22 protein-coding genes and 1 pseudogene are annotated in these 22261 nt (G+C 73.3%); 9 read left to right on the forward strand and 14 right to left on the reverse strand.

Features of this window, described 5'->3' with window-relative positions:
* A pseudogene (locus tag ABD437_RS09440) lies at positions 1–449 on the forward strand (hypothetical protein); the annotation flags it as partial.
* Between the two features lie 9 nt (positions 450–458).
* Positions 459–818, forward strand: a complete 360-nt coding sequence (locus tag ABD437_RS09445) for an MmcQ/YjbR family DNA-binding protein (RefSeq protein ID WP_344648380.1) — start codon at positions 459–461, stop codon at positions 816–818.
* Here ABD437_RS09445 and ABD437_RS09450 read toward each other — a convergent pair.
* Positions 791–1438, reverse strand: coding sequence for an NUDIX hydrolase (locus ABD437_RS09450; protein ID WP_344648381.1), 648 nt, complete (start codon positions 1436–1438; stop codon positions 791–793). The two genes, ABD437_RS09445 and ABD437_RS09450, sit on opposite strands and share 28 nt — an antisense overlap.
* A 30-nt stretch (positions 1439–1468) precedes the next feature.
* Entirely contained in the window at positions 1469–2617 is a 1149-nt protein-coding gene (locus ABD437_RS09455; protein WP_344648382.1) for a macrolide family glycosyltransferase, read from the reverse strand.
* An 89-nt stretch (positions 2618–2706) separates the two neighbouring features.
* On the opposite strand from ABD437_RS09455, the gene ABD437_RS09460 reads away from it, so the two are divergent.
* Positions 2707–3273 (forward strand): TetR/AcrR family transcriptional regulator, encoded by a 567-nt coding sequence (locus ABD437_RS09460; protein ID WP_344648383.1) that lies wholly within the window; start codon positions 2707–2709, stop codon positions 3271–3273.
* A complete protein-coding gene (locus tag ABD437_RS09465; RefSeq protein ID WP_344648384.1) occupies positions 3270–4952 on the forward strand; it encodes a SulP family inorganic anion transporter in 1683 nt (560 codons plus the stop codon). The genes ABD437_RS09460 and ABD437_RS09465 overlap by 4 nt, the downstream gene beginning before the upstream one ends.
* On the opposite strand, the gene ABD437_RS09470 is transcribed toward ABD437_RS09465, so the two are convergent.
* Genes ABD437_RS09470 through ABD437_RS09480 form a run of 3 tightly spaced genes read right to left on the reverse strand, consistent with a single transcriptional unit; the run spans position 4949 to position 9060 of the window.
* A complete protein-coding gene (locus ABD437_RS09470) occupies positions 4949–5812 on the reverse strand; it encodes an enoyl-CoA hydratase-related protein (protein ID WP_344648385.1) in 864 nt (287 codons plus the stop codon). The two genes, ABD437_RS09465 and ABD437_RS09470, sit on opposite strands and share 4 nt — an antisense overlap.
* Before the next feature lie 36 nt (positions 5813–5848).
* Positions 5849–8302: an ABC transporter permease gene (locus ABD437_RS09475; protein WP_344648386.1), complete on the reverse strand. Its 2454-nt coding sequence runs from the start codon at positions 8300–8302 to the stop codon at positions 5849–5851.
* Positions 8299–9060, reverse strand: coding sequence for an ABC transporter ATP-binding protein (locus ABD437_RS09480; protein ID WP_344648387.1), 762 nt, complete (start codon positions 9058–9060; stop codon positions 8299–8301). Before ABD437_RS09480 ends, ABD437_RS09475 begins: the two co-directional genes overlap by 4 nt.
* Before the next feature lie 107 nt (positions 9061–9167).
* On the opposite strand from ABD437_RS09480, the gene ABD437_RS09485 reads away from it, so the two are divergent.
* Positions 9168–10043, forward strand: coding sequence for a TIGR03619 family F420-dependent LLM class oxidoreductase (locus ABD437_RS09485; protein ID WP_344648388.1), 876 nt, complete (start codon positions 9168–9170; stop codon positions 10041–10043).
* Here the strand turns inward: ABD437_RS09485 and ABD437_RS09490 are convergent.
* Entirely contained in the window at positions 10040–10444 is a 405-nt protein-coding gene (locus ABD437_RS09490; RefSeq protein ID WP_344648389.1) for a RidA family protein, read from the reverse strand. The genes ABD437_RS09485 and ABD437_RS09490 overlap by 4 nt on opposite strands.
* 37 nt (positions 10445–10481) lie before the next feature.
* On the opposite strand from ABD437_RS09490, the gene ABD437_RS09495 reads away from it, so the two are divergent.
* Complete coding sequence (locus tag ABD437_RS09495; protein ID WP_344648390.1) at positions 10482–11090, forward strand: TetR/AcrR family transcriptional regulator; 609 nt, start codon at positions 10482–10484, stop codon at positions 11088–11090.
* A 3-nt stretch (positions 11091–11093) separates the two neighbouring features.
* Here the strand turns inward: ABD437_RS09495 and ABD437_RS09500 are convergent, their stop codons facing one another.
* Positions 11094–12074 (reverse strand): oxygenase MpaB family protein, encoded by a 981-nt coding sequence (locus ABD437_RS09500; protein WP_344648391.1) that lies wholly within the window; start codon positions 12072–12074, stop codon positions 11094–11096.
* An 80-nt stretch (positions 12075–12154) separates the two neighbouring features.
* Between ABD437_RS09500 and ABD437_RS09505 the strand changes: the two genes are divergently transcribed.
* Positions 12155–12736: a TetR/AcrR family transcriptional regulator gene (locus ABD437_RS09505; RefSeq protein ID WP_344648392.1), complete on the forward strand. Its 582-nt coding sequence runs from the start codon at positions 12155–12157 to the stop codon at positions 12734–12736.
* Between the two features lie 369 nt (positions 12737–13105).
* On the opposite strand, the gene ABD437_RS09510 is transcribed toward ABD437_RS09505, so the two are convergent.
* The 3 genes from ABD437_RS09510 to ABD437_RS09520 are packed head-to-tail and all read right to left on the reverse strand — an operon-like array spanning position 13106 to position 15056.
* A complete protein-coding gene (locus tag ABD437_RS09510; RefSeq protein ID WP_344648393.1) occupies positions 13106–13714 on the reverse strand; it encodes an alpha/beta hydrolase in 609 nt (202 codons plus the stop codon).
* Positions 13711–14469, reverse strand: a complete 759-nt coding sequence (locus ABD437_RS09515; protein ID WP_344648394.1) for a VOC family protein — start codon at positions 14467–14469, stop codon at positions 13711–13713. Before ABD437_RS09515 ends, ABD437_RS09510 begins: the two co-directional genes overlap by 4 nt.
* Positions 14470–14480: 11 nt before the next feature.
* Complete coding sequence (locus ABD437_RS09520; protein ID WP_344648395.1) at positions 14481–15056, reverse strand: NADPH-dependent F420 reductase; 576 nt, start codon at positions 15054–15056, stop codon at positions 14481–14483.
* An 89-nt stretch (positions 15057–15145) separates the two neighbouring features.
* Between ABD437_RS09520 and ABD437_RS09525 the strand changes: the two genes are divergently transcribed.
* Complete coding sequence (locus tag ABD437_RS09525; protein WP_344648396.1) at positions 15146–15637, forward strand: MarR family winged helix-turn-helix transcriptional regulator; 492 nt, start codon at positions 15146–15148, stop codon at positions 15635–15637.
* Positions 15638–15745: 108 nt separating this feature from the next.
* On the opposite strand, the gene ABD437_RS09530 is transcribed toward ABD437_RS09525, so the two are convergent.
* The 4 genes from ABD437_RS09530 to ABD437_RS09545 all read right to left on the reverse strand — a co-directional run bounded on the left by ABD437_RS09530 (position 15746) and on the right by ABD437_RS09545 (position 20937).
* The gene (locus ABD437_RS09530; RefSeq protein ID WP_344648397.1) at positions 15746–17215 is read right to left on the reverse strand and encodes a hypothetical protein; all 1470 of its coding nucleotides are present in this window, start codon (positions 17213–17215) and stop codon (positions 15746–15748) included.
* Between the two features lie 250 nt (positions 17216–17465).
* Entirely contained in the window at positions 17466–17735 is a 270-nt protein-coding gene (locus ABD437_RS09535) for a hypothetical protein (RefSeq protein ID WP_344648398.1), read from the reverse strand.
* 101 nt (positions 17736–17836) lie between these two features.
* Positions 17837–19957: a glycogen debranching protein GlgX gene (gene glgX, locus ABD437_RS09540; RefSeq protein WP_344648399.1), complete on the reverse strand. Its 2121-nt coding sequence runs from the start codon at positions 19955–19957 to the stop codon at positions 17837–17839.
* A gap of 68 nt (positions 19958–20025) precedes the next feature.
* A complete protein-coding gene (locus ABD437_RS09545) occupies positions 20026–20937 on the reverse strand; it encodes an AEC family transporter (RefSeq protein WP_344648400.1) in 912 nt (303 codons plus the stop codon).
* Between the two features lie 104 nt (positions 20938–21041).
* On the opposite strand from ABD437_RS09545, the gene ABD437_RS09550 reads away from it, so the two are divergent.
* The gene (locus tag ABD437_RS09550; protein ID WP_344648401.1) at positions 21042–22199 is read left to right on the forward strand and encodes a cytochrome P450; all 1158 of its coding nucleotides are present in this window, start codon (positions 21042–21044) and stop codon (positions 22197–22199) included.
* Positions 22200–22261 lie beyond the last annotated feature (62 nt).

A 22261-nucleotide genomic window follows, 5' to 3' on the forward strand; every position in this document is an offset into this window, starting at 1 on the left:
CGGCCGCCGAGGAGAGCGCCGAGGCCAGCGCGGAAGCCAGCGCGGAGGCGTCGGCCGAGGCGACCGCTTCGGCGCACGCCGAGGCCACCACCGAGGCGACGCTCGAGGCCGCGGAGAGCACCGATCCGGACGCGGCCGATTCGGCCGAGCAGACCACCCACGAGACCGAGGAACTGCCGATCACCGGGTCCGACCTGCAGATCCCGCTGGTGGCCGGCAGCGGGGCCGCGCTCGCGGTCGCCGGGCTCGCGCTGATGCGCGTCGCGCGGCGCCGGGCCGCGGCCGCGGCCGCCGCCGGGGTGCAGCTCACCGCGGTCGAGGCGCTCTGGCTGTACCTGGAGGAGACCCGCCGCCGTCCCGACGACGGCCCGGAGCCCCGGCACCTCTCCCCCACCGACCAGACCGCCCGCCTGCGACGCGTGGCCGAACAGGCGGAGCGACGCCGCTAGGGTGTCCGCATGGCCGATGCGGACGACGTGCGGGTGCTCGCGCTGGGGCTGGCCGACGTCGTCGAGATCGAGAGCGACGGCTTCGACTTCCGGGTCGACGGCAAGGGGTTCGTCTGGTCGTACCCCGAGCGGGTCCCCGGGCAGCGCCGCCGGCTGCGCACCGACGTCGCGGTGCTCTACGTGGGCGACGAGGCCGAGAAGCAGGCGCTGGTGCTCGGCGAACCCGACCTGTTCTTCACCACGCCCGCGTACGACGGGCTGCCGCTGGTGATGTGCCGCCTGGAGCGGGTCGACGTGGCGCGCCTGACCGAGCTGATCACCGACGCCTGGGCGATGCGCGCTCAGTCGAAGTCGGCCGGCTCGGCCTGATCGCGGGCGTGGACGAGCGCGCGGCGCAGCTGGTGCGCCGTGGTGCGCGTGGTCGACAGCTCGGGCAGCCCGTCGAGGGCGAAGAACGCGACGTCGCTGGTCTCGCCGTCGAGGCCGGCCACCGGAGCGGCGTCGTCGAGCCGTTCCATCACGAAGAACAGCTTGTAGATGTGCCACGGTCCGGCCGGCGAGTGGCCGTTGTGCACGCTGCCGTCGTAGGCGGCCGCGAGTTTGGTGGCCCGCACGGCCAGCCCGGCCTCCTCGGCGAACTCGCGCTCGGCCGCGCGCGACGGCCGGTCGAGCGCGTCGGCCCAGCCGCCGGGTAGCGTCCAGCGTCCGTCCCGGGCCTCGCGGACCAGCAGCACCCGGTCCTCGTCGTCGAAGAGCGCGCCGCGGACGTCGACCTTCGGCGTGGCGTGGCCGGCCTCCAGCGCCAGCACGGCCTCCACGTCGGCCGGCTCGGCGTCGGTGATCAGGCCCATCAGCTCGGCGGAGAACGCGCGCATGCGGGTGTACCGGTCGACGTCGTAGCGGTCGGTGCTGTAGGTGAGCCCGTTCTGGGCCATCGCGGCGAGCTCGATGGCCATGCGGTGCAGGGTGGGGGCGAGCGGTGTGACCATGCCCCCATCCTGCCCACTGCGGCCGCCCGCTCACGTCAGGAAGGCCTCGACGTGGTCGGCGGCGCGGCCGGCGCCGCCCTCGGCCCGCACCTGGGCGCGCAACTCCGCGCTGCGCGCCCGCACCGCCGGGGTGGTCAGCTCCCGCAGCGCGGCGCGGAGTTCGTCCGCGGTGACCGTCGCGAGGTCGACCACCCGCCCGACGCCGAGCGCGGCCAGCTGCTCGGCGTTGGTGAACTGGTCCGCGGCCTGCGGTGCCGCGATCATCGGCGTCGCGCAGTAGAGCCCTTCGCTGCTCCCGCCCATGCCGGCGTGGGTGAGGAACGCGTCGGCCCGCTCGAGCACCGCGAGTTGCGGCACCCAGGGGTGCACCGAGACGGATCGCGGGACCTCGCCCAGCTCGGCCACCGCGACGTCCCGCCCGATCTGCAGCACCGTGTGCCAGCCCGGCAGCGACCCGAACGCGGCCACGCACCGCCGGTAGAAGTCGGGGTGCCGGGTGAACGCCGACCCCAGCGACACCAGCAGCACGTTCTCCGCGTCGGGCCGCTCCCACGTCCCCCGGTCACCGACGGCCGGGCCGACGAACGTGTAGACGGCCGGATCGACCCGGTCCGCGTGCGGCTGCAGCGCCCGCGGGATGAGCGCCAGCGACCGCGCCGGGCGCCCCTGGAAGGCCAGGCTGTCGGTCACCGACGAGCCTTCCGCCTCGAGCCACGCGGTGAACCGCCGGTGGTAGTCGGCGCCGCGCGGATCGGCGCGCAGGGCGTCGATCAGGGGTTTCGTGTCTTCCTCGTACCCGTCCCAGGCCACGAACGTCGACGAGAGCTGCAGGGAGGGGATGCCCCACCGCTCGCCGAGCAGCCGGGCCGGCGCGCCCGCGATGTCGTAGACGAACAGGTCCGGACGGTCGTGGTCGTACGCGGCGACGAGCTGCGGCAGCATCGCGATCGCGTCGTCGAGGAACACGGTGAGCTGCTCGATCGGATCCTCGGACCAGACGCCGGGCAGCGTCGAGCCGTACGGCTTGAGCTCGGCGCCGATCGCGCCGACCGCCTCGGCGAACGACGGGTCGTTGGCGTAGGTCACCCGGTGCCCGCGGGCGACGAGCGTGCGCAGCAGGTCCGCGCTCGGGTTGACGTGGCCGTGAGCCGGGATGCTCACCATCGCGATGTGCGCCATCGGTCGCTCCTCGTGTCAAGACGAGACGGTTCGTCTCGTTACTACTCAAGACGAGCCGTCTCGTCTTGTCAACGCGTTAGGATCGCGCCGTGCCCTCCCCCGATCCCGGCCGCCGCAACGAGCGCTCCCGGCGCGCGATCCTGGCCGCCGCGCTGGAGCTCCTCGGCGAGACGACGTACGCCGAGCTCACGGTCGAGGCGATCGCCGCACGCGCCGGCGTCGGCAAACAGACGATCTACCGCTGGTGGCGGGGCAAGGGCGCGGTGATCCTCGACGCGCTCTCCGAGACCGCGGCCACCGACGTCGCGCTCCCGGACACCGGTGACCTGCGCGCCGACCTGCGCGCCGTCATCCGTGCCACGGTCGCGGAGTTCGCCGACCCCCGGCTGTCGGCCACCACGCGCGCGCTCACGATCGAGACGCTCTCCGACGACGCGCTGGCCGAGCAGGTCCGCGACCGCCTGCTCCGCCCACAGCTCGACGCGGTGAAGGCGCGGTTGCGCGCCGCACCGGAGGTCCGCCCCGGCGTGGACATCGACCAGGCCGTCGAGCTGCTGTTCGGGCCGATCTACCATCGCTGGATGCTGCGCACCGGGCCGCTGACCGAGTCCTACGCCGACGGGTTGGTCGAGCTCGCGCTGGCCGCGCTGAGATGAGGTGGATCCCGGGCCTCCACGCGGCACGTACCTACCGCGCCGCCTGGCTCCCCCGGGACGTCGTCGCCGGCCTGGTGCTGACGGCACTGCTGGTGCCGCAGGGCATGGCCTACGCCGAACTGGCCGGGCTGCCGCCGATCACCGGGCTGTACACGACCGTGTTCTGCCTGTTGGCGTACGCGGTGTTCGGGCCGTCCCGGGTGCTGGTGCTCGGGCCCGACTCGTCGCTCGGCCCGATGATCGCCGCGGTGCTCGTCGGCACGCTGGGCTCGGACGGCGACCCGGCCCGCGCGGTGGCGCTCGCGTCCGGCCTGGCGCTGCTCACCGGTCTGATGCTGACGCTCGCCGGGTTCGCGAAGCTGGGCTTCCTCGCCGACCTGCTCTCCCGCCCCACCCAGATCGGTTACCTCAACGGGCTCGCGCTCACGATCCTGATCGGCCAGCTGCCGAAGCTGTTCGGGTTCTCGGTCGACGCCGACGACCTGCCCGGTGACGCGCTCGGTTTCGTGACCGGCCTCGGCGGCACCGTGCCGGCCGCGCTCCTGGTCGGCGCGGGCGGGCTCGCGCTCATCCTGGCGCTGCAGCGGTGGGCGCCCCGGGTGCCCGGCGTGCTGGTCGTGGTGGTGGCCGCGATCGTCGCCACCCGCACCCTCGACCTCGACGTGCGGGTGGTCGGGCCGCTCCCGGCCGGTTTCCCGCCCCTGCAGCTGCCGTCGCTGGTCTGGTCGGACCTGGCGCTGCTGCTCGGCGGCGCGTTCGGGATCACGCTGGTCTCGCTGGCCGACACGATCTCGACGTCGTCGGCGTTCGCGGCGCGCACCGGCCAGGAGGTGCGCGGCAGCCAGGAGATGGTCGGGATCGGCGCGGCGAACCTCACCGTCGCGCTGTTCCAGGGCTTCCCGGTGAGCACCAGCGGCTCGCGTACCGCGGTCGCGCTGCAGGCCGGGGCCAGGTCGCAGCTCACCGGGGTGGTCGGCGCCCTGGTCATCACGCTGATGCTGGTCGCGGCGCCGGGGCTGCTGCGTGACCTGCCGCAGGCGATCCTGGCCGCGGTCGTCGTCGCGGCGTCGTTCTCGCTGGCCGACCTGCCCGGCCTGGTACGGCTGTGGCGGCAGCGGCGGGTCGAGTTCGCGCTGGCGGTCGCCGCGTTCCTCGGCGTCGCGCTGCTGGACGTGCTGGCCGGTATCGCGATCGCGGTGGCGCTCTCGGTCGCCAACGTGTTCCGCCGGGTCTGGTGGCCGTACCAGGCGGTGCTCGGCCGGGTCGACGGCATCGCCGGGTACCACGACACGACCGTGCACCCGGAGGCCGCGCACCTGCCCGGACTGGTGCTGTTCCGGTTCGACGCGCCGCTGATCTTCGCGAACGCCCGCACGTTCCGCCACCAGGTCCGCGCCCTCGCCCGGAGCGGCCCGACCTGGATCGTGATCGCCGCCGAACCGATCACCGACGTGGACACGACCGCCGCCGACACGCTCGCCGACCTCGACGAGGAGCTGGACGCCCGCGGGATCACGCTGGTGTTCGCCGAGCTGAAGACCCCGGTCCGGTCGAAGATCGACCGGTACGGGCTGACCCGCACGATCGACCCGGCGCACTTCTTCCCGACGCTGGAGGACGCCGTCGCCGCCTACCGCGCCCGCACCGACACCGACTGGGAGCGCGGAGGGACGGCCTAGCCGGGGATCGGGCCCGGCCAGTGCGGCACCAGTCCCGGGGTGGCGTCCCGGGCCGAGCCCGGGAACTTCGGCGGACGCTTCTCCAGGAACGAGGCGACCCCCTCGAGGGGCTCCGGCCCGGCGCCCAGCGTGGCGATCACGTGCGAGTCGAGCCGGTGGGCGTCCCACGGCGAGGACGCGCCGAGCATCGACCACAGCATCCGCCGCGAGGCCGCCACCGAGAGCGCGGACGTGTTCTCCACGATCTCGGCGGCGATTCCCCGGGCCACCGGCAGCAGCTCGGAGTCCGGCACGACCCGCGAGACCAGCCGTCCGGCCAGCGCCTCCGACGCTCCGAACACCCGGCCCGTCGCCACCCACTCCATCGCCTGGGAGATCCCCACCACCCGGGGCAGGAACCAGCTCGACGCCGCCTCCGGCACCAGGCCCCGCCGCGCGAACACGAAGCCGAACCGCGCCGACTCCGCCGCGATCCGCACGTCCATCGGCAACGTCATCGTCGCCCCCACCCCGACGGCCGGGCCGTTGATCGCCCCGATCACCGGCTTGGTCGACGCCGCGATCCGCAGCGACGCCACGCCGCCGAGGTCCCGGGGCGCGCCGCCGATCAGGTCGCGGTCGGCGCGTTCTGGGCGTTGCGGGTCGAACGTGCCGGGCCCGCCGGAGAGGTCGGCGCCGGCGCAGAACCCCCGGCCGGCGCCGGTCACGACGACCACCCGGACCGCGTCGTCGGCGTCGGTCTCGTCGAACGCCGCCACGATCTCCCGCGCCATCGCCGGGGTGAACGCGTTCAGCTTCGCGGGCCGATCCAGCGTGATCGTGGCGATCCCAGCAGTGATGTCCAGCGCGATCGAATCCACGGCGACCCTCCCGACGGCGGTGTAATGCTCGTTAACTTATTCCTTGATCCCGATGTGCTCCACCGGTGGCGTCCGCAGCAGGCGCCCGACCGGCAGCACGGTGGTGGCCAGCGCCAGCAGCGTCGCGCCCCCCACCACGGCGGCGATGCCGAGCGGGGGCACGTACGGCACCGGGCTGCCGGTGAGCGCACGCACCACCGACGCCAGCGTCCACGCCGCGACGACCCCGCCGATCACCAGCGCCGTCCCGAGCAGGCCGACCTGCTCGGCGTGCACCATCCGCTTCACCTGGCGCGCGGTCAGGCCCACCAGGCGCAGCACCGCGAGCTCGCGCCGCCGGGCCAGCGCCGCCACGACCATCGTGTTCGCCGCGGCCAGCGCCGCGTACCCGACCAGCACACCGATCAGCAGCTTGTTCGCCCACGCGCTGATCGCCAGGTCGTCGGCCAGGCCGGCGGTGAGGTCGTCCCGGCCGACCACCCTGCTCCCGGGATGGCGCGCCGCCACCGCGGCCAGGTCGGTGCCGGGATCGGACCGGACGAGGATCTGGTCGTCCAGGCCGGTCGCGGTGTGCCCGGCGACCGTCGCCGTCGCCATCGTGACGTCGCCGAACCCGAGGCCCCGCCGGTAGATCGCGACCACCTCGAGCGTCACCGGGGTGCCGTCGGCCAGGGTGATACCGGCCTCGTCGCCGATCGTCCAGTTCGACGACGCGGCGCGCAGCGTCGACACGGCCACGGTGTGCTCGCCGAGGTGCGCGAGCGAGCCCTCGGTGACGTCCAGGTCGACGGTCCTGGTCAGCGTCGCGGGGTCGACGGCCTGCGCTCCGGCCGGTTCGATCCCGTCGAACGCCGGGACGACGACGGTCGTGGTCCGCACCGGGGTGGCGGCCGTGACGCCGGGCACCGCGCGGACGTCGGCCAGCGCCGCGGCGGGCAGCCCGGCCCCGGACACCAGCGCGTGCTGCGCCAGCGTGCCGTCGTGGCGCTGGTCCACAGTGGTGCGCTCGAGGTCGTCCTGGAGGAACCAGACCGACCCGCCGAGCCCCACGGCCAGCACCAGCGCGGTCAGCACGGTGGCCGCGCCCCGGGCGTTGGCGCGCAGGTTGGCCGCGGCCAGGTAGCCGCTGGAACCCCACACCACCCGCAGGACCGGGTCGAGCACGCGGGCGGCGAACCGGTTGATCCACGGCGCGAGCAGCCCGATCGCGATCACGAACAGGTACAGCATGCCGGTGGCGGTCGCGACCGCGACCAGGCCGCCGGTGCCCAGCGTCGTCGTGCTCAGCGTGGCCGCCCCGGCCAGCGTCACCAGGCCGGAGACCAGCCGCGCCCGGCTGCCGCGCCCGGTCTCCACCGCGGCCTCGCCGAGCGCCTCGGTGGGCCGGATCGCGGTGACCCGGCGGGACGCGGCCAGCGTGGCCAGCACCGCGACGAGCGTCGTCAGCAGCACCGCGGCCGGCGCGGCGAGCGCACCGGGCACGAGCGGGAACGAGTCCGGCACGAACCGGTGGCCGACGAGCTGACCGTGCACCCAGCGGGTGGCCAGCACACCGAGCGGCACCCCGAGGGCCGCGCCGACGCCGCTGAGCAGGACGGCTTCCACCAGCAGCAGCCGGCGCACCTGGCCCGGGGTGGCGGCGATCGCCCGGAGCAGCGCCAGGTCGCGGCGGCGGTGACGCACCGAGAGCCCCACCGTGCCGGCGACGACGAACCCGACGAGCAGCACCACGTACCCGCCGAACGCCCCGCAGAGCTGGATCAGCAGGTCGCGGGCGTCGAGCTCGGGCGACGGTTCGGCACGGCCCTTCGCGTCGCCGGCGAAGACGTGCGCCCCGGACGCGTCGGCGAGCCGGGTGACGGTGGCCACCGCCGACGGATCGGCGCGCAGCGCGATCGCCGGTACGCGGCCCGGGGTCGGGCTCAGCGCGGCCGCCCGTGCGTCGGTGAAGTAGACCGCCGTGGTGCCGTCGACGACGCCGCTGACCGTGAACCGCCGCGGCACGCCGCCGACGACGAGGTCGACGGTGCTTCCCGGGGTTCCCGCACCGCGCCCGACGACGACCTGGTCGTCCGTGGTGGGCGCGGCGCCGGCCACCAGGCGGTCGCCGGCGAAGTCCGCGCTGCTCCAGCCGTGCCCGGTGGCGTCGGAGTTCCCGAGCGGAACCGGGACGTCGGCCACGGCCCGGCGCACGCCGGGCACCCGCGCGAGCTCGTCGGCCAGCGACGAGGGCACCGCGCCGCCGTCCGGTAACCGCACGGTGGTGGTCGTGGTGTCCCCGTCGAACCCCTTGACCGTGCGCGACACCTCCGGGCGGGCCACGACGAGGTCGGCTCCGGCGTAGCGGTGGGGTTCGGCGCGGTAGCGCAGCCCGGACTCGACGAGCGTCCCCATGCCGGTCAGGATCGCGACGCCGGCGGCGAGCGCGACGAGCGTCGCGACGGCCGTTCCCCAGCGGTGGCGCAACAGCCTCCCGGCGAGCGCGGTCACGCCGTCACCACCCGGCGACGACCCAGCGACGCGAGCATCTCGGCGATCCTCGCCGCGCCCGGTTGCGGCAGGTCCTGCACGACGTGTCCGTCGGCCAGCACCAGCACCCGGTCGGCGTAGGAGGCGGCCACCGGGTCGTGCGTCACCATGACGACGGTCTGCGCCTGCTCGTCGACCAGCGCGCGCAGCAGCGTGAGCACGTCGGCCGCGGTCCGGGTGTCGAGCGCGCCGGTCGGCTCGTCGCAGAAGATCACGTCCGGGCGGGTGGCCAGCGCGCGGGCGATCGCCACCCGCTGCTGCTGGCCACCGGACAGTTCGGACGGACGGTGCCGCAGCCGGTCGTCGAGCCCGACCCGGTGGACGACCTCGGCGAACCAGGCCCGGTCCGGCCGCGCGCCGGACAGCCGCGACGGCAGCAGGACGTTCTCCTCGACGGTGAGCGCGCCGAGCAGGTTGAACGCCTGGAACACGAAGCCGATGCGGTCGCGGCGCAGCGTCGTCAGCGCGGTCTCCGACAGCCCGGACAGTTCGGTCTCGCCCAGCCACACCCGGCCCGACGTGGGCCGGTCGAGACCGGCGGCGGTCTGCAGCAGCGTGCTCTTGCCCGACCCGGACGGGCCCATGACCGCGGTGAACGTGCCGCGCCCGAAGGCCGCGTCGACACCGGCCAGCGCCGTCACCGGCTGCCGCGGCGACCCGTAGACCCGGGTGAGTTCCTCGACCCGCACGGCGGGCTCTCGTCGGTGTTCTGAAGGCATGACCCGACGCTAGAAGCGCGGCCGCCCGCCGACGATGAAGCCTACGGGCGGACCGGGGTAGCGCAGGCACTACCCCGATCCACTAGAACCTGTTCTAGAATTCGCCCATGAAGTGGACTCTCGCAGCGGCGCTGCTGCCCGCCCAGCATCTGGTCGATGTCGCTCGCACCGCGGAGGAGAGCGGCTACCACTCGGTCGCCCTGCCCGACTCGGTGTTCTATCCCGAGAAGGTCTCGGCGAAATATCCCTACACCAAGGACGGCAGCCGGTTCTGGCCACCGGAGACCGAGTTCGTCGACCCGTTCGTCGCGATCCCGGCGATGGCCGCGGTCACCTCGCGGCTCGAGTTCCACACCAACGTCTGCAAGCTGCCCCTGCGTGATCCGCTGCTCACCGCCAAGCAGGTCGCGTCGATCGCCGTGCTGTCGGACAACCGGTTCGCGTTCGGGGTGGGCCTGTCGTGGATCCCGGAGGAGTTCACGTTCACCCGCACCGACATGCGCACGCGAGGCGCCCGGGTGGACGAGGCCATCGAGATCCTGAAGCTCGTGTGCGCGGGCAACGGCCCGGAGTGGGTGGAGTACCACGGCACCCACTACGACTTCGACCGGCTGATGATCTCCCCGGCCCCGTCGGCGCCGGTGAAGATCCTGGTCGGCGGCCACAGCGAGCCCGCGTTGAAGCGCACCGCGCGGGTGGCCGACGGCTGGATCTCGGTGAACACCACGCCCGGCGCGATCATCGAGGCGTGCGCCCGGCTGCACGAGCTGCGGGCCGAGTACGGCCGGGCCGACGAGCCGTTCGAGATCATCGCCGGGCCGGTGGGCAACGTCAGCCGGGACGACTACCGCCGCCTGGAGGAGGCCGGGGTCACCGAGTGCCAGGCCGCCCCGTGGTGGCAGTACGGCGTCGACTTCCGGGACAAGGCGGCGCTGATCGAGTCGGCCCGCCGCTTCGCCGGCGAGGTCATCGAGACGTACTAGAGCACCGCGGTGGCTTCGATCTCGATCAGCAGGTCGGGCTCGGCGAGCGCGGCGACGCCGATCAGCGTCACCGCGGGCACCGGGGCGGCACCGAGCGTCGCGAACGCGCGGCCGACACCCTCGAGGAACAGCGGCATCTTCTCGGGCGCCCAGTCGACGACGTAGATCGTCACCTTCGCGACGTCGTTCAGGGTGGCGCCGGCGGCCCCGAGCGCCGTGGACAGGTTCAGGTAGGCCTGCTCGGTCTGGGCGGCGAGATCGTTCTCGCCGACTCTGGCGCCGTCGGCGTCCCGGGCGACCTGGCCGGAGACGAAGACGTGCGTGGCGCCGGTCGCGACCGCGACCTGGTGGTAGACGTCGGACTTCGGGAGGCCGTCGGGGTTCAGCAGGGTGATCGTCATGCTGAGAACTATAGCATTGCAATGCTATGGTTGAGCAATGGCGAGGACGAAGGACCCGGCGGTGCGGACGTTGCTGCTCGAGCGGGCCGGGCAGATGCTGCGGACGCGGGAGCCGATCACGTTGCGCTCGCTCGTGGCCGGCACCGGCGTCTCGACGATGGCCGTCTACACCTACTTCGGCGGCATGGACGGGCTCTGGAAAGCGCTCCGGCAGGAGGGCTTCACCCGCCTGGACACCCGCCTCGCACGGGTCCGGCCGACCGACGACCCGGTGCGCGACCTCGCGGCACTGGCCGCCGGGTACGTCGCGAACGCGCTCGAGGGTCCCGACCTGTACCGGGTGATGTTCGACGCCACGTTCGACCTGGAGGACGCCGAAGCCGCCGACTCGACGCTCGAACGGCTGGTGCGCGCGGCCCGGCGGGCGGCCGAGGCGGGCCGGTTCGACCCGGGCACCGACCCGCTGGACCTCGCGGTGCGGGTCTGGGCGGTGGGCCACGGCGTCGTCTCGCTGGTGGCCACCGGGCCGTTGCCGGCCGAGGCGCTGGGGCACTGCGTCCCGCTGCTCACCGCGGTGCTCACCGCCGCCGGCGACGAGCCGGCCCGCTGCCGGGCGTCGGTGGCGGCGGGCTGGAGCCTCGGCTGAGGGTCAGAGCGCGGCCTCGACCTCCGCCCGGGTGCGTGCCGGGTCCGGCGTGCCGGGGCGGGTGGAGGTCACCGGCGCGGTCACGCCGGCCGCCACCCGCGCCCGCGCCTCGTCGAACTCGCGCAGCGGCGAATCGGCGCCGTTCACCACCGCGCGCAACGCGGCCCGCCGTAAGCGCAGCCGCACCGGGTTCGGCCGCTGGTACAGCGCGAGCTTCTGCGCCCACCCGGGCAGCATGTCGCGCACCGCCCAGTCCAGGAACTCGCTGCCGGGTTCCCAGGCCTTGCGCCCGTTGCCGCGCAGGTTCGGGCCGGTGGCGAACGCCTTGATCGGCGTCATCGCGAGTTTGGGCAGGTAGGACTCGAGGCAGTCGAGCGTGTCCTGCTTGGTGGCGGGCAGGTCGGTGCCGCCGAGCGCCTCCCCGACACGCACGAACTCGCCGTAGTAGCGGTCGATGTCGGCCAGCGGCGCGCGGTGGTACCGCTCGTGCGCGGTGGCCAGCCCCCACACCACCGTCGCGTAGTTCCAGCGCAGCCACTCCGGCGAGTCGGCGTCGTAGGGCAGGCCGTCCGGACGGACCCCCTTCACCGTGTGGTGCATCGCCCGCACCGTGCGGGCCAGGTTCTCGGCGGTCCTCGTCGACCCGTACGCCGTTCCGATGAAGAACGCGACCGAGTGCCCGAGCCGGACCTTGCCGCCCTCCTCGTCGATCGCCCCGGTCGGCACCCCGTCCCGGCGCTCGACCAGGCGGGAGTGGTCGTACCCCATCCAGCTGATGCTCGGATCCAGCCCCTCGATGTAGGAGGCCGCGACCAGGCCGAGGATCACCGCGGGCGTGTGCGAGTGGACGTACCAGACCGCGCTGCCGGGCCCGAACCAGCCCGGGTCGCCGGCGGGAGAGCGGAAGTCCATCCCGCGGAAGAACCGCGACCGGGTGTCGGCGTCGAACGACTGCTGGAAGCGGGCGGCGAGGACGTTCGGCATGGGAGCCTCCAAGTCTGGCTACGACCGTATCCAGACTAGGCGTCTGGCAACGCCCGTGTCCAGACTTGTACGGTGGGCGCATGACCCGATGGGCAGGCGTCTCCGCGCGCGACCGGCGGGCCGAGCGCCGCGAGATGCTCGTCCGCGCCGGATACCGGCTGTTCGGCGTGGAGGCCGACCTCTCGGTGCGCGCGGTCTGCCGCGAGGCCGCGCTGCACACCCGCTACTTCTACGAGAACTTCGCCGACGTCGGCGAGTTGCTGTCCGCCGTCCACGACGGCCAGGCCACGGCACTGGGCGACGCCCTGCAGCGCGCGGTCGCGGCCGCCGGGCCCGGCGCGCGGGCCCGGACGCGCGCCGGCGTGCGCGCCGTACTGGAGTTCCTGCGCGACGACCCCCGCCGCGGCCGCCTGCTGTTCGGCAGCGACGTACCGGCCAGCCGCCGCCGCGCCACCGAGACCGAGCTGCTCGAAGGCCTGATCGCGATGAGCGGAACGGCGAGCACCCCGGTGCTGGTGGCCGCGACGATGTTCACCGGCGCGATGGCCGAGCTGGCCCGCCAGTGGGCGGACGGCCGCCTCGGCGACGACCTCGACACGGTGGTGGACAGCGCGGTGGCCCTGGCCACAGCCCTGCAGGCGGCCGCCGCTCCGATCACGTGACCCCGCGATCGGCAGCGTGGAGGCTCCGCAGTGTCCCCGTGGTAGCCGGGACCCACTGTCGCCGAACGCGCCAAAAGGCGGGCTGGCGCGCGGCGCGCCGGCCGCACACCGGGCCGGAGCTGCCTACGCCGACCGCGGGCCGGGCCGGAGCTGAACACGGTGGTGACGGCAGCGTCCGGCCGCGGCGGCCCGATGCTCCACGTGCGGACGGACGGCCATCTCCCCCCGCGCACTCGACCCGGGCGGGATCGAAGCTACGGAGACAGCCTTCTCCGGCGGGTGGCACTGGGCCGGAGCAGGGCCGCATCTTCGGGCGCGGTCTCGGCGGCGCGGGGCGGCGGCTGCGCTAGCCGGCGCTTCCGGGGGGCGTCACCGCGGGAGCCACTCCCCCAGTGCGGCCAGTGCCGGGGCGGCGATCGTGTGGCCGACCGGGTCGCGGCGGGCGGTCAGGGTGGCCCCGGACTCGTCGTGGAGGTAGGTCCAGGTGCGGTCGAGCAGGTCACGGGGGATGACCTGGTCGTGATCGCCCTGGGCGACGAGGATGGAGCGGCCGGTCAGCCGGCCGGGGGTGACCGGCACGCCGGCGTCGAAGGGCAGCGTGCCGTAGAGCAGGGCGGCGCCGTCGAAGCGGGCCGGGTCGTCGAGGATGAGGCCACCGGCGAACGCGGTGCCGCCGGAGAACCCGACCAGGTGGACGGGCCGGCCGGCCGGGGCGAAATCGTCCAGCCAGGTGCGGAACCAGTCCATCGTGGTGCGCAGCGACCCGGCCACCGGCCGGCCGATTCCCCGGTTCGCGAACCAGGCGTAGCCGCCGCCCTCGGCGATCGGCGCGCGCACCGCCGCGTACGCCGGCCCGACCGGCAGGTGCTCGACCAGCGAGAGGATCTCCCGCTCGTGCGAGCCCCGTCCGTGCAGCAGGACCACCAGCGGCGCGTCCGGGTCGGTGGAGCCACTCGTGGCCACGACCGGAACCGTCACGACCGCACCCCGGCCCCGGCCACGGCCCCGAACTCGGCCCCGGCCACGGCCCCAGCCCCGCCCACGGGCACGGCCACGGCCACGGCCACGGCCACGGCCACGGCCACGGCCCGAGAATCGGACTCGGACTCGGACTCGGACCTGGACCCGGCCACGGCCCCGGGCTTGGACCCGGCCACGGCCCCGGACTTGGACCTGGACCCGTCCACGGCCCCGGACTCGGACCTGGACCCGTCCACGGCCACGGGCCGAGACCCGGACACGAGGCGGCCCGCGGTCGGGACGCCGGACCACGTGTTCCGCTCGGCCTCGAGGTCCAGCCGGTCGATCGGCGCCGTGTGCTCGTAGGCGCCCCAGGCCTCGCGGGGCAGCATCCACATGAGTTCGAACTCGTTGCCGTCCGGGTCGGCGCCGTAGACGCTCTTCGTCGCGCCGTGGCTCGACTCCCCGGTGTACGCGCCGGCCGCGGTGAGCGTGTCCCGCGCGGCCGCGAGCTCGTCGATCGTGTCCAGCTGCCAGGCCAGGTGGTAGAGCCCGATCCCGCCCCGGCGTTTCGGCGGCGCGGACCCGCCGACCCCGAACAACCCCAGGTCGTGGTGGTTGCCGGAGCGCGGGAGCCGGAGGAACGCGGCGTCGGCACGGGGCTCGCGCGCGGCGACCTCCATCCCGAACACCTCGGTGTAGAACCGTTCCGCCCGGGCCAGGTCGGCCACGAACAACACGGCGTGATTCAGACGTACCGGACCGATGCCCATATCACCCTCCCTCACGGAACGAGCGCGAAGCCGCCGGTCCACGAGATCGTCTCGCTCGCGGCCAACGTGATCTGCAGGAACCCCAGCGCCTCGAGCTCGCGGGCGCGCGCCAGGCGGCCCGCGTCGACGGCACGCACCCCGGCGCCGGCCAGCGCTCCGGCCAGCAGCTCCTTGGCGTCGTCGTGGTCGCTCGCCAGCAGCACGGCCGTGGCGTGGTCGCCGACGACGCCCGACGCCAGCGTCGCGCCGAAGTTGGTGTTGAACGCCTTGACGACCCGCGCGGACGGCACCGCGGCGGCGAACTCGGCGGCCGCGGACGAGTCGGCGGGCACGGTCAGGCCGTCGAAGGTCTCGAAGTTCACCGGGTTGGAGATGTCGACGACGACCTTGCCGGCCAGCTCGTCGCCGCGGGTGGCCGCGATCGGGGCCAGCGACGCGTAGGGCACCGCGAGGATCACGATGTCGCCGGTGACGGCCTCGTCGGTGTCGGTGCGGCCGAGGCTCTGGACGTGGTGGCCGCCCTTGGCGAGCAGGCCGGCGAGCGCCCGGCCCATGGTGCCGGTGCCGAGGATGCTGATGTGCGCCATGCTTCTCCGTCCGCCGTAATGGTTGTTGCTTCAACTATTGCCGACCTTGAAGGTTGTCGCAACAACTATTCTCGTGGGACGCTGTGAGCATGGACACGCGGTGGTTGAGTCAGCCGGAGCTGGCGGCGTGGGTGCGGCTGGCCGCGATCCTCGAGCTGTTGCCCGCCGCGCTCGACACGCAGCTGCGACGCGACGCGCAGCTCACGCACTTCGACTACTACGTGCTGGCGATGCTGTCCGAGGCGCCCGACCGGACGCTCCGGATGACGGCGCTGGCCGAGCGCACCACCGCGACGCTGGCCCGGCTCTCGCACGTCGTCCAGCGCCTGGAGGCGCGCGGGCTGCTGGAGCGTTTCCCCTGCCCGGAGGACCGCCGCGCCACCAACGCGCGGCTCACCGACGCGGGCCGGGACACCGTCGTGGAGGCCGCGCCGGGCCACGTCGCGCTCGTCCGGGAGCGGGTGCTCGACGCGCTCACCCCCGAGCAGGTGGGCCAGCTCGCGACGATCACCGACGCGATCCTCCGCCGCCTCGACCCCGACGCCCGCCGCACCGCGATCTACGAGCGCTACGACCGCTGACGCTCAGCGGCAGGCCGAAGCCTCACGACCGCGGACGCGCGGCGGCGGTCCGGAGCGCCCACGACCGCTGACCCCGCCGCGGGCCGGAGCACCCACGACCGCTGACGCTCAGCGGCGGCCGAGCAGCGACTTCGGGCCACCGATCAGCGCGGCGACACCCAGCGCGGTGCGCGGGTCGAACGGCTGGCGCCACAGGCCGCCGTGCGCGGCGTCGACGAAGACGCTCTCGGGGTGGGCGTCCGCGGACGCGAGCGGGCGGTGCACGTCGGCGACCAGCTTCGCCGCGGCGAGCGCCCGGGCGGTGTCGGGCGCGAAGATCTCGACACCGAACGCGCCCGCGCCCGCGTAGACCGAGTTGAGCACCCGGTTCTTCGTCACCGACCGGGTCCACGACGCCGGCGCCACCGTGCTGGAGATCCGGCGGCCCGCGGAGTGCTGCAGCACCGCACGCCACCGCTGCAGCCGCTTGGCCAGCGCGTAGTTCGGCCCCTGGATCGGCACCAGCGTGTCCGAGAGGCCCCAGGCCCGGCCGGTGTCGTCGGCGTAGGTCTCCGGGTACGCGGGCCGGAACAGCCGCCGGCCGCTGACCAGCGCCGCCGCCCGGTGCGCCGGGGAGTTCCACCGCCGGGACCGCCCGCGTTCACGTGCCTCGGCGACCGCGTCCGACGGCACCAGGAAACTGTCGGTGGGGGTGTGCAGATAGGACAGCACGGCGTCGGGCCTGGCGGTGGTGAGCGCGTGGGCCAGCACGTCGGCGGCCAGGTTCACCTCCACGTGCGCGGCCCCGTCGGCGTACGCGTGGCTGCCCAGGACCGGCACCGCGTCCCCGGCCCAGCGCCCGGCGAGCCACCCGGCCAGCGCCGGCAGGTCCGAGCCGATGTCGACGCCCGGGACGTCGTCGAGCAGCGGTAACGTGAGCGTGCCGGCGGACGGGAGCGCGCGCAGTCGGTCCCAGATCGCCGGGTTCGGCACGTCCACCGCCACCACGCGCGCACCCCAGCGCAGCAGCGGCTCGATCGGGCCCATCTCGGCTCCGGCGCCGAGCAGGACCACCTCGTACCCGTCGAGCGCGAGCCGCCCCGGTTCCTCCACCACGGTCTGCACCGCGTCGGCGAAGCCCTGTTCGACGATGCCGCGGCGCACCCACTCACGCAGCTGCCGCTCGAGCGCGACGCCGTGCAGCACCTGACCCCGGTACGGCACCTCGACCCGGGTGAGCGGCTCGTCGGTGCCCTCGATCCGCGTGGTCGTGAGCCGGTCGTCGGCCGGAAGGTCACGCGCCCACGTGGTGATCGGCGTCTGGGTGCCGTCGGCCGCGCGGAACACGAGCCGGTCCCAGGCCGACTGCAGCCCGTACTCCGCGATCGCCACCGAGTCCTTCGCGAGCGCGCTCACCCGGGTGGAGGCGGCGAAGTACTCGGCGTAGTCCTTGCGCCACTCGGCCGCCTGCCGGGCCTGGCCGGCCAGCCGGCCGTCCACCCGCACGAGCGAGTCGGCCACGATGTCGGCACCGGTCCGCGAGGAACTCCGCTTGCCGTCGACGTCGGGAAAACGAACCCCATGGCGCTCGGCGGCCATCGAACCTCCTCGTTCGGCTGCGCCGGCCCGGTGGCCGTGCAGCCTCAACTTCTACCGCAGCGAGGGAAGGATCGTGCCCGCGGGCCGGTAGGACTCCTCCAGGAGCCGCCCGATCGCCCGCGCCGCCGAGGATCCGGACGGTACCCGGCCTGATCGGCCGGACGGCGTCACGTGACCGTGTTCGCCGCGGGTCGCATCACCCGCCTCCGGGTCGTGCGTGACCCGGAGCAGCTCCGCCGCCGGTGACGAACTACCGGCGCTGTTCGACGTGGATCCGGACGCCGCCGGAGGCGTCGACCCAGCCCTTCCGGGTGGCGTAGTCGATCATCTGGTCGAACCCGTCGCGCCACCCGGCCTCGTCGGCCACCGGGCCGGCCAGCGCGACGAGTGTCGACGCCGGCAGCACCAGGTGGTCGGCGTCGGTCCAGGTGCCGACGCGGCCGGCCGCCTCCTCGGCGGCCGGCCCACCCTCCACGATCAGCGAGAGCGTGGTGAAGTCCCGCGGAGCATCCAGCGACACTCCGCGAGCGGTAGCGCGAACGAGCACGGTTCTTACCCCTCCAAGACCGACGTGTCGGAGAAGTATGTCAGTAGGAGAAACGTCCGTTCGCGCGACCCGGCTCAGTACTTGCAGCGCAGCACCGCCACGCTGTGGGGCTCGATCGTCACCCCGCCGCCCGCTTTGAGGTTGCCCGCGGTCTCCGACGGCGCGAGCAGCAGCGGGTCCGCGGTGTCGACCACGACCTCCCACGCCCGCCCGTACTCCGCCTCCGGCAGCGTGCACTCCACCGCCTCGCCGGCCGGGTTGAAGACCAGCAGGAACGAGTCGTCGACGATCGCCTCGCCGAGCGCGTCGGACTCGGGGATCCCCTGGCCGTTGAGGAACACGACGATGGCCTGCGCGCCGTCGGCGGTCCAGTCCGACGGCTCCATCGGCCGGCCGTCCGGGCGCAGCCACGCGATGTCCTCGACGCCGCTGTCGCCGACCGGCTCGCCGCGGAAGAACCGGCGGCGGCGGAACAGCGGGTGATCGGCGCGCAGCCGGATCAGCGCCGCCGCGAACCGGGTCAGCACCTCGTGGTCGCGCGCGGACTCCCAGTCGACCCAGGACAGCTCGTTGTCCTGGCAGTACACGTTGTTGTTGCCCTGCTGGGTGCGCCCCAGCTCGTCGCCGTGCGCGATCATCGGCACGCCCTGGGACAGCAGCAGCGTCGCGAGGAAGTTGCGTTTCTGCTGTTCACGGAGGGCGAGGATCTCCGGCGAGTCGGTCGGGCCCTCGACGCCGGTGTTCCAGGACCGGTTGTGGCTCTCGCCGTCGTTGTTGTCCTCGCCGTTGGCGTCGTTGTGCTTCTCGTTGTACGAGACGAGGTCGGTCAGCGTGAACCCGTCGTGGGCGACGACGAAGTTGATCGACGCGATCGGCCGCCTGCCGTCGACCTCGTACAGGTCGGACGACCCGGCGAACCGGGACGCGAACTCGCCGAGCGTGCCCGGCTCACCGCGCCAGAAGTCACGCACGGTGTCGCGGTACTTGCCGTTCCACTCGGTCCAGAGGGGCGGGAACCCGCCGACCTGGTACCCGCCGTCACCGACGTCCCAGGGCTCGGCGATGAGCTTCACCTGGCTGACGATCGGGTCCTGATTGACCAGGTCGAAGAACGCGGCGAGCCGGTCCACCGAGTGGAACTCGCGGGCCAGCGACGCGGCCAGGTCGAACCGGAACCCGTCGACGTGCATCTCGGTGACCCAGTAGCGCAGCGAGTCCATGATCAGCCGCAGCGACTCGTGGTGGCGCACGTTGAGGCTGTTCCCGGTGCCGGTCGTGTCGTAGTAGTACTGCTTGTCGTCGTCGACCAGCCGGTAGTACGCCGCGTTGTCGATACCGCGGAAGCTCAGCGTCGGCCCGAGGTGGTTGCCCTCGGCGGTGTGGTTGTAGACGACGTCGAGAATGACCTCCATGCCGGCCCGGTGCAGAGCCTTCACCATCGATTTGAATTCCTGCACCTGGGAGCCGTGCCCCTGGAACGACGCGTAGCCGTTGTGCGGCGCGAAGAAACCGATCGTGTTGTAACCCCAGTAATTGCGCAGACCCTTTTCCAGCAGTCCGGAGTCGTGCACGAACTGGTGGACCGGCATCAGCTCGACCGCCGTCACCCCGAGCTTCTTGAAGTAGTCGATCATCACCGGGTGCGCGAGGCCGGAATAGGTGCCGCGCACGTCCTCGGGAATGTCGGGGTGCCGTTCGGTGATGCCTTTCACGTGGGTCTCGTAAATGACCGACTCGTGGTACGGGATCCGCAGCGGCCGGTCGTTGGCCCAGTCGAAGAACGGGTTGATGACGACCGAGCGCGCCGCGTTCGGGGCCGAGTCGGCGTCGTTGAACGAGCCCGGGTCACCGAAATTGTACGAGAACAGCTCCTGACCCCAGGTGTACTCCCCGTCGATCGCCTTGGCGTACGGGTCGAGCAGGAGCTTGTTGGGGTTGCAGCGCAGCCCGGCGCCCGGGTCGTAGGGGCCGTGCACCCGGTAGCCGTAGCGCTGCCCGGGCACGATCCGGGGCAGGTAGCCGTGCCAGACCAGGGCCTCCCGCTCGGGCAGGTCGATCCGCGTCTCGGTGCCGTCCTCGTCGAACAGGCACAGCTCGACCCGTTCGGCGACCTCCGAGAACAACGCGAAGTTGGTGCCCCCACCGTCGTAGGTGGCACCCAGTGGGTACGGCGAACCTGGCCAGATCGTCGACATCGCTCCCCTGTCTCAACTTGCTCGATCACGCTCCGGAGGGCTTTCCACCGCGGCCGACCGGCAAACGGTCAGCGCAGCAGCGCCGTGGCGAGCACGATCACCACCGGCGCGAACACGGTCGTGAGCAGCACCGATTCGCGCGCCAGCCGGGGTGCGGCCGAGTAGTGCCCGGCCCAGACGGCGACGTTCTGCGCCACCGGCAGCGCGCTGAGCACGACCGCGGCGTAGACGGTGGCCGCGGGCGCGCCGAGGACCGGGCCGGCGAGCACCCAGGCGGCGACCGGCCGTACCAGCGCGGAGCAGACGACCACGAACCCCAGCGCGGCCCGGTCGCCGCCGCGCCCGGGCAGCGGGCTGCCGACCAGCGAGAGACCGAACGCCAGCAGCACCGACGGCACCGCCACCTGGGACAGGATGCGCACCGGCTCCGCGACCACCCAGGGCACGGGCAGGCCGGCGAACGCCACGACCAGCGCCAGCGCGGTGGCGATCAGCACCGGGTTGGCCAGCGCGCGGCGCACCGCACCGCCGGTCTCCCCGGCCCCGCGCAGCTCCAGCGTCGTCATCGCGATCGGCGACTGCACGGCCAGCTGGAACAGGATCAGGGGCGCGACCAGGGCCGCGTCCCCCAGCACGTAGGACGCGACCGGGATCCCGAGGTTGCCGAGGTTGGGGAAGCCGGCGGCGATCGTCGTCATCACCCGCACCTCGCCGCGCCAGCGTCGGACGGCCCCGGCGACGACGGCGAGCACCATCGCCAGCAGGCAGGTCAGCAGCGGTACGACCGAGGTCGGCGCGGTCAGCGACGACGGGTCGGCCGACGTGACGGTGGTGAAGAGCAGGCAGGGCGTGGCGACGGTGAGCGAGAGCCGGGCGAGCACCGCGCGCGCGTCCGGGCCGAGCGTGCCGCGGCGGCCGAGGACGTAGCCGATCGCGATCAGGATGCCGATCGCGGCGAACCCGGAGAGGGCACCGCTCACCGAATCGCTCGTCCGCGCACTCCGAGGACGTTATCCGGCACTTCCCATCTGACCAGCGCGAAGAGATCGAGTTCACGTCGTTTGACCAAGCGCTAGCATGGTGCATGGAACTGACGAGCGGCGATTTCTGGGGCGGCGATCCGCACACCGCGCTCACCTGGCTCCGCGCGAACGACCCGGTCCACTGGGACGAGGCCGGCGGCGTCTGGGGCCTCACCCGCTACGCCGACGTCAAAGCGGCGTCACTGCACCCGGAGCTGTTCTCCAACGCCGGCGGCATCCGCCCGGAGACCCCGGCCACCCCGATGATGATCGACCAGGACGATCCCGCCCACCTGCTCCGGCGGCGGCTGATCAGCAAGGGCTTCACCCCGCGGCGCATCGCCGACCTGCGCCCGCGTATCGAGGAGGTCAGCCACGGGCTGATCGACCGGGTCGCCGAGCGCGGTTCGTGCGACTTCGTGCGTGACATCGCGGCCTGGCTGCCGCTGATCGTCATCGGTGACCTGCTCGGCGCCCGGCCCGAGCACTACGACGCCCTGCTGCGCTGGTCCGACGACATGATGGCGGTGCAGGGCCAGCGCGCGGACCCGGTGCGCACGGCCCGGATGGCCACCGCGCTGGCCGAGTACCGCGAGTACTTCACCGCGGTGCTCGCCGACCGGCGCGCGAACGCGACCGACGACCTGATCGGCGTGCTCGTGCGCGCGGAGGTCGACGGGGCCCGGCTGGACGACGAGACGCTGTACTTCGATTCGCTGCTGCTGCTCATCGGCGGCGACGAGACGACCAGGCACGTGCTCAGCGGTGGCCTCTACCAGCTGCTGGCCGACCGGTCGCGCTGGGAGCGGCTGCGTGCCGACCGGAGCCTGCTGCCGGGGGCGATCGAGGAGTCGCTGCGCTGGGCCAGCCCCATCCGGAACATGGCGCGAACGCTCACCCGGGACCACGTCCTGCACGGCACCGTGCTGAAAGCGGGCCAGAAGGCATTACTTCTCTATCCCTCGGCGAACCGTGACGAACAAGTATTTCCGAACCCCTTCGAGTTCGACGTCACGCGCGCTCCGAATCCGCACCTGGCCTTCGGAATCGGAACGCACTTCTGTCTCGGTAGCTCGCTGGCCCGGCTCGAACTCGAGGTGCTGTTCACCGCGTTGCTCGATCGGTTCCCCGCGCTGCGCCTGGCGTCGGGGACCGAGCCCGCACTGCGGCCCGCGATGTTCGTCAGCGGATACGAGCAGTTGCCGTTGCGGTTTGACTGAACCGTCGAGATTGGAGACTCTACCGGCGCATACGTGGACATTAGCGCGGAGGCCGACAGTGT

The organism is Cryptosporangium japonicum (assembly GCF_039524755.1).
In the GTDB taxonomy this organism is placed as follows: Bacteria; Actinomycetota; Actinomycetes; order Mycobacteriales; family Cryptosporangiaceae; genus Cryptosporangium; species Cryptosporangium japonicum.

Bases quoted from the DNA above. Each gene is read 5' to 3' on its own strand.
- ABD437_RS09480 (WP_344648387.1), bottom strand. From the start codon at position 9,060: ATGCCTTCAGAACACCGACGAGAGCCCGCCGTGCGGGTCGAGGAACTC.
- ABD437_RS09500 (WP_344648391.1), bottom strand. From the start codon at position 12,074: ATGCCGAACGTCCTCGCCGCCCGCTTCCAGCAGTCGTTCGACGCCGAC.
- ABD437_RS09485 (WP_344648388.1), top strand. From the start codon at position 9,168: ATGAAGTGGACTCTCGCAGCGGCGCTGCTGCCCGCCCAGCATCTGGTC.
- ABD437_RS09445 (WP_344648380.1), top strand. From the start codon at position 459: ATGGCCGATGCGGACGACGTGCGGGTGCTCGCGCTGGGGCTGGCCGAC.
- ABD437_RS09515 (WP_344648394.1), bottom strand. From the start codon at position 14,469: ATGGGCATCGGTCCGGTACGTCTGAATCACGCCGTGTTGTTCGTGGCC.
- ABD437_RS09550 (WP_344648401.1), top strand. From the start codon at position 21,042: ATGGAACTGACGAGCGGCGATTTCTGGGGCGGCGATCCGCACACCGCG.
- ABD437_RS09520 (WP_344648395.1), bottom strand. From the start codon at position 15,056: ATGGCGCACATCAGCATCCTCGGCACCGGCACCATGGGCCGGGCGCTC.
- ABD437_RS09465 (WP_344648384.1), top strand. From the start codon at position 3,270: ATGAGGTGGATCCCGGGCCTCCACGCGGCACGTACCTACCGCGCCGCC.
- ABD437_RS09450 (WP_344648381.1), bottom strand. From the start codon at position 1,438: ATGGTCACACCGCTCGCCCCCACCCTGCACCGCATGGCCATCGAGCTC.
- glgX (WP_344648399.1), bottom strand. From the start codon at position 19,957: ATGTCGACGATCTGGCCAGGTTCGCCGTACCCACTGGGTGCCACCTAC.
- ABD437_RS09530 (WP_344648397.1), bottom strand. From the start codon at position 17,215: ATGGCCGCCGAGCGCCATGGGGTTCGTTTTCCCGACGTCGACGGCAAG.
- ABD437_RS09455 (WP_344648382.1), bottom strand. From the start codon at position 2,617: ATGGCGCACATCGCGATGGTGAGCATCCCGGCTCACGGCCACGTCAAC.
- ABD437_RS09505 (WP_344648392.1), top strand. From the start codon at position 12,155: ATGACCCGATGGGCAGGCGTCTCCGCGCGCGACCGGCGGGCCGAGCGC.
- ABD437_RS09525 (WP_344648396.1), top strand. From the start codon at position 15,146: ATGGACACGCGGTGGTTGAGTCAGCCGGAGCTGGCGGCGTGGGTGCGG.
- ABD437_RS09490 (WP_344648389.1), bottom strand. From the start codon at position 10,444: ATGACGATCACCCTGCTGAACCCCGACGGCCTCCCGAAGTCCGACGTC.
- ABD437_RS09495 (WP_344648390.1), top strand. From the start codon at position 10,482: ATGGCGAGGACGAAGGACCCGGCGGTGCGGACGTTGCTGCTCGAGCGG.